The 8,444-nt window shown below is 73.1% G+C and carries 3 protein-coding genes; 1 reads left to right on the forward strand and 2 read right to left on the reverse strand.

What is annotated here, in order from left to right; all coding sequences use genetic code 11:
- Nucleotides 1-152: 152 nt before the first annotated feature.
- Nucleotides 153-2,987 (reverse strand): M4 family metallopeptidase, encoded by a 2,835-nt coding sequence (locus ACGF13_RS27965; RefSeq protein WP_392880108.1) that lies wholly within the window; start codon nt 2,985-2,987, stop codon nt 153-155.
- A gap of 530 nt (nt 2,988-3,517) precedes the next feature.
- Entirely contained in the window at nt 3,518-4,819 is a 1,302-nt protein-coding gene (locus tag ACGF13_RS27970) for a cytochrome P450 (protein ID WP_392880111.1), read from the reverse strand.
- Nucleotides 4,820-5,123: 304 nt separating this feature from the next.
- Here ACGF13_RS27970 and ACGF13_RS27975 point away from each other — a divergent pair.
- A partial coding sequence (locus tag ACGF13_RS27975; RefSeq protein ID WP_392880114.1) for a hypothetical protein occupies nt 5,124-8,444 on the forward strand: 3,321 nt, incomplete at its 3' end.

The raw sequence follows: 8,444 nt of genomic DNA on the forward strand, positions 1-8,444 counted from the left end.
GCCCATCGTTGGCGGCATCCGAAGGAGCGTCAAACGATCTCTGGGCGGATCTCCGGTCGTTCCAACGGCGGCGCGTGCGGGTGACCGCTGGGCGTGGCCGGCGCCCGCACTCGCGGCGGATGCCGCCGTCGCGGGCGCCGGCCACGGCCGGATCAGCAGGAGCCAGCCGGGCGGTCGCGGGCCACGACGTCGGTGCGGCCGAGGGTGGCGTCCAGCCAGACCACGCCCCTGCCCTGGTCGGCGGCGGCCTGCTGCTGGCTGCCCCGGTTGCAGGAGACCCGTACGGGAGTGCCGCCGGTGACCGGCAGCTGGTACAGCTTGGGGAGCGCGGCGTTCGACCAGCCGCTGCTCGGCTTGGGGCTGCGGTTCAGGAAGGTGACCGCCTGGTCGGAGGCGGTGAGTTCCACATCCGCCGGGGTGTACTTCGAGCCCGCGGGCAGGAGGTCGGTCGCTCCGGAGCCGTCCACTGCGCCGGAGCGGATGCTGGCCGCCTGGGTGTCGTCGGCCGGGAGCGACAGCCAGAGCAACTGGCTGCCCGCGAGCCGCGGGGACACGAGGAACGGCGCGGCGCCGCCCTTCGGGGTGCTCACCGGGTACTGCGCGCTGACCTTACCGGTAGCGAGGGAGAAGACCGTCGGGGCCTGGACGGCTGCCTCGCCGGTCGTCCAGGACTCGATCCAGCCGAGCCGGCCGTCCTTGAACGTGAGCCCGCCGACGGAGTGCCCCTCGGGCAGCGGGAGATCCACCAGCGGGGCGCCGTTGCGGGAGAGGACGACCCTGGCCACGTTGGTGCTGTTGTCGCGCACCACGAAGGCGATGTCCCCGCCGGATATCTGCACGCTCGTGGGCGACTGGCTGGGCGAGTGGAACACGCTGCGGACCGGCCCGCCGGACAGCGGGCTGCTCAGCACCTCCGTCCCCCACGTGCCGGTGGCGTCGGGCCCGATGGCCAGCCAGGCGGCGGACTTGCCGTCGGTGGCGGCCCAGCTGTGCATCCGCCCGTCATCCGGGCTGAGCCGGGTCGGGGTGCCGGGGGCGGTGGTGGAGCCGGTGTACAGAGCAGTCGTGCTCTGGCCGTTCTTGTTCTCGGTGTTGCCCATCACCCAGTGGCCGCCGGCCGCGGCCGGTCCGGTCAGGACGGTGGCGTCGCGCAGCAGCGGGTGGCTGTCCGTCGCGATCCGGCTCTGCCAGCCGGCCTTGATCCCGTGCGCGTCGAACACCGCTGCCACCTTGCGCAGTTCGGCCTTGCCGAGCTTGAGCGCCTGGCCGGCGGCGAGCACCGCGTTGCGTCCGGCGACGAAGTCGTCCAGCGGGGTGAGGTACTCGGTGAGCGTGCGGTAGACCAGCTTGTCGGCGGTGAGCGGGTCGAGGGTGCGCCGGATGTCCCACAGCGCGCCGCTGAAGATGGTGGAGTTGAGGTGCACGCCGCCGTTGTCCAGGTCGGGCCCGGTGCCGAGGTAGTCGTCCACGGTGGTGCGGCGGTCGTCCAGCCGGCGGTTGGCGCAGGCCTCCGGGGTGCCGGTGCGGCAGAGCGCCTCGCCCATCAGCGGGGCCCGCGGGTCGTCCATCGCGATGCCGCGGGTGGTCACGTCGATGGCGTTGCCGAAGTAGTCGGCGAGCCCCTCGTTCATCGCGCCGGACTGCCCGGCGTTGACCAGGTTGGCGGTGTGCTGGATGACGCCGTGCGTCATCTCGTGACCGGCCACGTCGAGCGCCGCGGAGAACGGGAGGTGCTTGTCGTCGCCGTTGCCGTAGACCATCTTCTCCCCGTCCCAGGCGGCGTTCGGGAAGGGCTTGCCGTCGTGGCTCGCGTTCGCCACGGAGACGATCGGGCCGCCCTTGCCGTCCAGGCTGTCCCGGCCGAGCCGGTTGCGGTAGAAGTCGTAGACGGCGGCGGCGTTGACGTGGGCGTCGGTGGCGCCGCCGGCGCCGGTCGAGGCTGGGAAGTCCGGGCCCGGGGAGGCGACCGGCAGGCTGCCCTCGGGCAGCCCGCCCATGAACTGGTAGAACTCCTGCCCAGCCGCGTCGTATGTGCTGATGGTGGTGGGCCGGGTGAGGTCGACGAGCCGGTAACTCCCGTCCGGTTGACGGGCGATGTTCACCGGGACGGTACCGCCGCGGAGGTTGGGGGCGGTACCGGTGGCGGGCTCTGCGGCGGATCCCGAGGGCCCGGCATCAGCAGCGGCAGGAGCGGCTGCGCCAGGGGCGGCGTCGGTGGCAGCGGCCGTGGTACCGGCGACGCCGGCGGCTCCGGCGCCGACCTGGTACGGCGCCGGGGCGTTGTGGGCGAGGGCGACCACACCGAGTGCGGCATCCACGTAGACCTCGCGGATCAGCGGACCGCCGGTCGCCGGGTCGGTGGTGCGCACGGTGAAGTGCTGGGCGAGCCGCCCGGCGCCGCCCGGCAGGACGACCAGGCCGCGGTCCTCCGCGGTGGCCCCGGCCCGGGTGCGCGGGTCCTTGAGCGAGCCGAGCGCCGCTGCCCGCAGCGCCGCAGCCGGTACGGCGGAGGTGGTCGGCGCGGTCAGTCCGGTGAAGTACTTGCCGCCGGCGGACTCCACCCGCTGATCGGCGCCCTCGCCGACCAGGCGCACCAGGTACTGCCCGCCGAGCACCGGTACACCGCCGTGGTACTGCTGGAACCTGACGGTGTGCCGGCCCTCGGCCGTGCTCTCGACCGCGAGTTCGGTCAGCTGCCCCGGGTCGATCCTGTACCGGTCGACGTGGGCCGCGAGGTGGGCGCGGGCCGCCTCGACCGGACCGCCGGGCGCCGCCTCGGACAGCCCGGTCACCAGCTGCGGGGTGGCGGTGTCCTCGCCCGCCACCAGGCCGGGGACGGGATCGGGATCCGCGGTCGGGCCCGGCGGCGCGGCCAGGGCGGGGGACGCGGTCAGGACGAGCGTCAGCGCCAGGCTCAACGAGGCGGCCGCGCCGAGTGCCTTGGCCGCCGGGCGGGGAGCACGGGAAGAGCGGGAGAGGTGGTGCACTGCGGTCCTCCAGGGAATCGGCGGTGGAGGCAGCGCGCAGGCCCTGCCCTTTCCCCTAGGAACGGGACGGTCCGCAGGACGGGTTCAGCTTCGTATGCGGTGCACGACTCGCCGTCGCGGGTGATGACGGGCCGGTGTGCGGGACCGGGATGCCGGTGGTCCGACGAGACGCCGACAAGCCGGGAGGGCGTATGAGGGAGTCCCAACTTCCGCACCACGAGGCGGGATCGGGCGTGGGGCGGGCTGGATGCCGGGGATCGCCCTCGGGGGCGGGGCTGGCGCCCGCACTGGCGGGTCCGCCGCGAGTGCGGAGCCCGCACCGCACGCGCAGACGCCGAACCCGAAAGCGCCGCACGCCCCCGCGCCGCACGTGCCGACCGCCGCGCCGGGGCGGCGGGTCGCCGAGGTGACCGGCCGCGCAGATCGGGGTGCCGTACGCATGGGGCGGCGGCGACCGGCTCGGCGCGAGCTACGGCTACCCGATGGCGAGAACGGCTACCCCGACGGATCGAACCACCTCAAGGCGCCCCTCAACGCCAGCGGATGATCAGGTTCTTCAGCCCGTTCTGGAAGTTGGATACCAGCCGCATCGGCGCCGCGCCCGGAGCAAGCTCCAGGTCGGGCAGCTCGGCGATGACGCGCCGGATCAGGGCTGACATCTGGATCTTGGCAAGCTGTGCGCCCATGCAGAAATGCGGGCCGAAGCCGAAGCTGACGTGGTCGTTCGGTGTGCGAGTAATGTCCAGGCGGTCCGGGTCGGAGAAGACCGATTCATCGCGGTTGGCAGAGGCGTGGTACACAACCACCTTGTCGCCGCGGCGGATCCGCTGCCCGCCGAGCACGACGTCCCGCGTGGCGGTGCGCCGGAAGTCCAGTACGGGCGGCCAGAACCGCAGCAGCTCGTCCACCGCTGAAGCCGCCAGGTCGGGCCGTCGGCTCAGCAGGCGGTACTGGTCGGCATGGGTGAGGAGGGAATACAGCCCGCCGGGCAGGCCGTTGCGCAGGGTCTCGTTACCAGCGACCGCGAAGAGGAAGAACATCGTCTCGAACTCCTCGACCGTCAGCCCCGCGTCGAGCATCCGGGAGAGCAGTCCGCCCGGGTCGGGCCGCCGGGCCAGGCCGTGGGCGTAGGCGAACATGTCCGCCAGCGCGGCGCGGGACCGGGGGTTGACCGGGCGGCCCTCCGGGGTGGTCCAGGTGGTGGGGCGGTCGGCCAGGGCGGCCCGGCCGAGGTCGGTGAGCACGGCCGGCTCGACGGTGCTGGAGTGGGCGTAGTCGGCGTCCTGGTAGCCGATCACCCGGTTCGCCCAGTCCAGCAGCAGCCCCCGGTCCTGCTCCGGCACACCCATCACCCGGGCCAGCGTCCACACCGGCAGGTCCGCGGCGAGCCGGACGAAGTCCGCCCCACCATCCGGCCGCACCTCCTCCACCAGCTCCCGCACCCGGCCGTCGACCGCCTCCGCCAACTCCGCCAGCGCACGCGGAGTGAACGCCGCAGCGACGATCCGGCGCAGCCGGGAGTGGTCCGGAGGATCCTGGTTGAGCATCATCGCCCGGGCGAACTCCAGATCCGCCGGCGAGTCGGGATCGCGGATCTGGGTGGCGCCCAGGTGCGAGGAGAACAGCCCGGGACTGCGCAGCACGTGCTTCACGTCCGCGTGCCGCAGCACCGCCCAGTACCCCGGCCCGCCCGGCCAGCCGCCGACCGGGGGCTCCTCGACCCACCAGACCGGCGCGGACTCGCGGAGCCGCCGCAGGAGCCCGTACGGAACGCCGTGCGCGTAGGTCTCCGGGAGGAAGAGCTGGTTCACGTACGCCTGATCGAGGGTCACGTGGAGGGACGGTACGGCAGGGCTGCCGCGATGTCATGGACGTTGAAGAGCAATCGAGTTCAGCCCTACCCGCTGTCGAGGACGAGACCGTGCGGATGCCTGGCCGGCGGGCTGGATTTCCGTGGCACCGTCCGTATGCGCCCCGCTAGACTCCGCCCGCTCGACCACATGTGTGGTTTCCGTGAGCACGACCCGTCCAAGGTGGGGGGAGCAGATGAACGTACTGCCGATCGGCAGTCGAGTACGACGAAGGCGAGGGGGAGGCGGCCGCGCAGCCGCCTCCGGGGCCCTCCTGTTGGCCGTCGTGGCCTCGCTGATGGGCCAGGCCGCACCGGCCCGGGCCGTGGCGGCGGCTCCGACACCTGCCGCTTCGCCGCAGGCGGGCGCCTCGCAGCAGGCGGGCACTTCGGCAGACCCGGCCGCCAAGCCCGACCCGAGCCCGACCGTGGGTGCCTCGACCGCGGGTGCCGCGGCCGCCGAGCCGGACCGGAAGGCCGACCAGGAGGCCCTCACCCACGAGCTGCGGCAGGCCGAGCCGGACGGCCCGTGCCCGACGACGCTGCAGCCCAACACCGTGGCGAGCTGCACCGTCGACCAGAGCGCGACCGTGACCTTCGGCATCGACCTGCCACAGCAGAAGGACCTGCTGCTCGTGCAGATCGCCGCCGCCCAGGGGTCCGTCACCCCGACCGTGGTCGCCCCCGACGGCACCACCGTGACCTGCGACGACCCGGTCGGCCCGAGCTGGGGCAGCAGCCAGGCCCTGCGGTGCGCCACCACCCGGGCCGGCACGTACACGCTGAAGGTCCGCACCGCCAGTAGCTCGCCGACCGAACTCGCGCTCTCGTACCTGCCGCTGCAGTCCACCACGGCCTGCCGGACGATCGGCCCCGCCGACCTCACCCTCGGCGCCCCGACCGTGTTCCAGGGTTCCCTGGCCCTCGGCTCGGCCGGTGACTGCTACCAGGTGAACGGCCTCGCCGCCGGCGACATGCTCCGCACCGGTGCCACCCTCCGGGGCGCCGACACCGTCGTCTACGACGCCACGGGCACCCCGGTCTGCGACAAGTGGAGCACCCCCGACTGCCGCCTCACCGGCACCGCCCCGTTCCGGATCACCGCGCAGCGCTACAACGGCACCGCCCTGACGTACGACTTCTTCGCGGCGCGGCTGTCCCGCCCGGAGGGCTGCACGCTGGTCGAGCCCCAGGCGTTCGGCGTCTCCCCGGACCCGACCTCCGTCACCCGCTGCCACACGCTGCGCGTGCCGGAGTCCGCGCGTTACGACTTCGGGACGGTCGTCCAGAACGTCGGCTCCGTCCCCGGCCGGCTGTACGCCGCCGACGGTGCCCCGCAGGGCGGGCTCTGCCCTCAGGGGTCCTGCGACCTGACGCCGGGTGACTACACCTGGGCCGTCGACCCGTACGCGGTCTCCGTCGGCGCGTTCGGCATGGCGTTCCACTCGGCCAAGGAGACCCGGGGCTGCGTCGCGACCAACGACACCGGTCTGGCGGCCGGGCCGGCCACCGGCACCTTCGGCGGGCCGGGCCAGCAGCTCTGCCTCACCCTGCCGACCGCCTCCGGCAAGGGCGTCTACCTGATCAACCGGCCGCCCGCCGACGGCGCGGCGGTCGGCGGGCGGGTCACCGACGCCTCGGGTGCCAAGCAGTGCGACATCGGCGCCACGACCGGCATCTGCCGACTGACCGGCACCGCCCCGTTCCGCGTGGTGCTGACCGGCGCCCCGTCCAAGGCCTACGGACTGGTGGTCCACCGGACCGAGGAGACCGCCGGCTGCACCGCCTGGCCGCAGAGCGGGTTCGACGGCACCTGGGGCGTCGAGGTCCCGATGCCCCAGGGCTCGCAGGAGGCCGTCTGCCTGAGCCTGCCGGCCGGCCAGCACTCCACGTCCGAGGTGATCGACTACGGCAACCTCAAGAACCAGCTGAACGCCGAGATCACGGTCGTGGACGGCGCCGGCGGCGCGGCGTGCTCGTTCATCGCCTCCGGCAACTCGGCCAAGTCCTGCACCATGACCGCAGGCGTCCCGTACACCGCGCTGCTGATACCGATCCGGACCTGGGAGACCGACACCTACAAGCTCACCCGGCGTGACGTCTCGCCGGGCGCGCCGTGCCTCACCCCGTCCTCGACGACGGTCGGCGGCCCGTCGCTCCGGTTCGACCTGACCTCGGCCCTGGACGCCCGGTGCGTCCGGGTCGACGGCGCGGCCACGGACAAGTTCTGGATCGGCTCGCGGCCGGGCAGGAACTCGTACGGCCCCGGGGTGCTCGCCGCCGTGCTCGACGCCGGCGGGAAGAACGTCTGCACCCAGTGGGGACCCAGCTGCCTGGTCACCGGCTCCAAGTCGTACACCATGGTCCTGTTCGCGGCCGGGTACCAGGACAAGCCCCTGCACACCAGCGTCGACGCCTGGAAGGTCGGCACCGCCGACGGCTGGGCACCGGAGTGCACCGCCCACCCGATCTCGGTCGACGGCTTCCCGCAGCGCAGCGGGGTGTTCACCGAGGACTCGACCGGTTACTGCGCGGTGGTCGACATGAAGCCCTCGCAGTCCTTCAACGTCGTCGGCAACAGCAGCACCCCCTACAGCCAGCAGCCCGTCATCAACCTGCTGAGCGGCACCCACTGGGACCGCGGCTACCTCGGCCACCAGTGCGTCAACTCCAGTGGGTTCGGCACCCGGTGCCAGACGACGAACTCCGGCGACGCCGGCCAGGCCGTCCTGGTCGTCGGGCCCGGCACCTCGGCCCTGCCAGTCGAATACAGCATGCAGGGCACCTGCGACTCGTCCTGCCCGCGGCCGGCGCCGCGGCCCACCCTGGCCTCGGTCAGCCCGTCCACCGGCGCCGCCGGGACAAGGGTCCAGGCCGTCATCCGGGGCTCCGGCCTGCACCTGGGCAACAAGGCGAAACTGGTGGGCGGCGGCTCCTCCGGCACACCCTTCATGGAGACGCTCTCCGTGAACGCCGACGGCACCGCGCTCGACGTTCTGTTCGACACCAGGAGTCTGGCGCCCGGAAGTTACGGCATCGAACTCGACGGCGTGTACGGGGTCTCGCTCCCCGACGCCTTCACCGTCACCGCCGCAACCGCCCCGACCAGGAGCCGGTTCGTCCCGATCGATCCGGCCCGCTTCCTGGACACCCGCGACGGCACCGGCGCCCCCGCCCAGCGGGTCGGCCCCGACGGCGTGGTCAACCTCCAGGTCTCCGGCGTCAACGGCGTCCCGGCGACCGGCGTCACCGCCGTCGTCATGAACGTCACCGCCGTCAGCCCCACCGGCTCCGGCCACATCACCGTCCACCCCGACGGCCAGCCGATGCCGAACGTCTCCAACCTCAACTACCAGGCCGGACAGACCGTCCCGAACCTGGTGACGGTGCCGGTCGTCAACGGCAAGGTGAACCTGCGCAACAGCGCGGGCGACGTCGACCTGATCGCAGACGTCAACGGCTACTACACCGACGCGGCCACCGGCTCGACCTTCTCCCCGACCACCCCGGTCCGCTTCCTGGACACCCGCGACGGCACCGGCGCCCCCGCCCAGCGGGTCGGCCCCGACGGCGTGGTCAACCTCCAGGTCTCCGGCGTCAACGGCGTC

Origin of the sequence: Kitasatospora sp. NPDC048286, assembly GCF_043201735.1 — a bacterium.
In the GTDB taxonomy this organism is placed as follows: domain Bacteria; phylum Actinomycetota; class Actinomycetes; order Streptomycetales; family Streptomycetaceae; genus Kitasatospora.